The organism is Streptococcus sp. 959, from assembly GCF_013277075.1.
GTDB lineage: Bacteria > Bacillota > Bacilli > Lactobacillales > Streptococcaceae > Streptococcus > Streptococcus pseudopneumoniae_C.
Genome location: NZ_VMMF01000044.1, coordinates 1 through 2,162 on the forward strand (window position 1 = coordinate 1; position 2,162 = coordinate 2,162).

The following is a 2,162-nucleotide window of genomic DNA, read 5'->3' on the forward strand; positions in this document are numbered from 1 at the left end:
GCTAAGCAAGCTATTACGAATGCCAACTCTCAAGATGAGGTTACCAATAAGCAAACTGAGGGAACTACAGCTATAGGCAATGTGAATCCAATAGGAAAAGACAAAGCTAAGGAAGCAGTAGATGCAGCATTGGCAGAAAAAGACAAGGCGATCGACGCTAACGACAAACTTTCAGATGCAGAAAAATCAGCAGCGAAAGAAGAAGCTAAGAAAGCAGCAGACGAAGCTAAGAAAGCGATCGATGCAGCAACTGACCAAGCTGGAGTAGACGCAAAAGAGGCTGAAGGAAAAGCAGAAATCGCTAAAGTAACACCAGCACCAGCGGTAGAAGTAGGAAAATCAGCAGCGAAAGCGGAAATCGAAAAAGCAGCAAAAGCCAAAGAAGCAGCGATCGATGCCAACGACAAACTTTCAGATGCAGAAAAAGCAGCGGCAAAAGCACAAGTAGCAGCTGAAGCTAAGAAAGCAATCGAAGCAATAGAAAAAGCTACAACGGAAGCAGAAGTAGAAGCAGCGAAAGAAGCAGGAAAAGCAGAAATCGCTAAAGTAGCACCAGCAACAACAGATTACAAGGCTAAAGCCAAAGCAGAAGTAGAAGCTGAATTAGCTAAGAAATTAGCTGAACTTGAAAATGCAACTGATTTAACAGAAGCAGAAAAAGCAGCGGCAAAAGCACAAGTAGTCAACAAAGCTAAGGAAGCAATTGAAGCGATTCAAAAAGCAGCCACAGAAGCAGATGTAGACCAAGCGATTCGTAACTTTGTTTACCGTATTTCAGCAGTTATTCGTGAGCAAGAAGAATATGATTTATCAAAATTGTTTGTAAATGGTTCTGTAACTGTTAAGCAAGGTGAATCTTTAACGGATAAAGATGTTTTATCAAAACTAAACTTACCAAGCGGTGTAGAAATTGTTAAGGTTGAAAAACCTACAACATCAGCATTAGGTACAGTGATGGCTAAAGTAACAGTTAAATTAGCAGATGGAAGCGTAGAAGAAATTAACGTACCTGTTGAAGTTATTGTTTCACAAAATCATGGAAATGAAGGAAATGGAGCAAATAACGGAGCTAATAACACTGAAGCCAAAGTTAATAAAGCTAAGTTAGAAGGTGCTATCCATCAATTAGATGAATTGATCATTAAAGAATCAGCTAAGCTTGATGCAGAAACTGCAAAAGAAGCGAATGCATTATCAGCAGATGCTAAGAAAGTATTTGCTAATGCAGACGCAAGTCAAGCAGAAGTGGATGCAATGGTTAAACGTATCGAAGACTTCATGGCGAAAGTTGCTCCATCAACGAATCATGCAAATACAGCTAACGATCAATCTGCTCAAACACCAGCTGTAGCTCCAGCTACTACTCAAGCAGCAGCTAATGCTAGCCAAACAGTATCAGCACAAGCAAATGCGCGTAAAGCGGCTAAAGAATTGCCAAATACAGGTACAGTAAATTCTACTGTAGCTATGGTAGCAGCAGCTGCAAGTGCATTACTTGGTCTCGGTCTTGCAGGCCGTCGTCGTAAAGAAGACGAAGAAGCTTAATTGGTAGATTATTTGATAATTATCAGATGATAAGTCCGATTTTCAAAGCTTAAACAAGTACCTCTCACAAGAAAATCTCCTAGCAGGAAAGCCTGCTAGGAGATTTTTGATACAGGTAAATTGAGTAGTGAATCTAAATCCTAAATTTCATGGAATTTCATGAGGTAATGAGAGGTTTAGGCCAACTCAATTTCAAAAAATTTTTAGGTTTAGGGATGACTATTCATATAGAGATAGGTAATTCTTCAAAGATGGTAGTCATATAGAGGACGATAGTTGTTAAGTAATGTTTTAATTGATAATAGTTGCTATTTGATGATGTTTTATGTCAAAGTAAATAAATAGGATTTTTATTTTTGACAAATGATAACATATGATGTAATGATTTTTAGGGAAAAGCTATTTGGAATAAAGGAGTTGCTCACATAACAATTCAGGATCAAAAATAGACAGTTGAGGAGCGGAAGTGATAAATCGAGTTTGCTACTGTATAATGGATTTATCACTAATACTCTTCGAAAATCAAATTCAAACCACGTCAGCTTCGCCTTGCCGTACTCAAGTACAGCCTACGGCTAGCTTCCTAGTTTGCTCTTTGATTTTCATTGAGTATAAAA

1 protein-coding gene is annotated in these 2,162 nt (G+C 38.4%); it reads left to right on the forward strand.

All coding sequences use genetic code 11. The features are described 5' to 3' along the window. Window positions 1–1,545, forward strand: a 1,545-nt coding sequence (locus tag HT717_RS10005) for a DUF1542 domain-containing protein (protein ID WP_240149513.1), incomplete at its 5' end; no start/stop codon positions are given. Window positions 1,546–2,162: the final 617 nt, after the last annotated feature.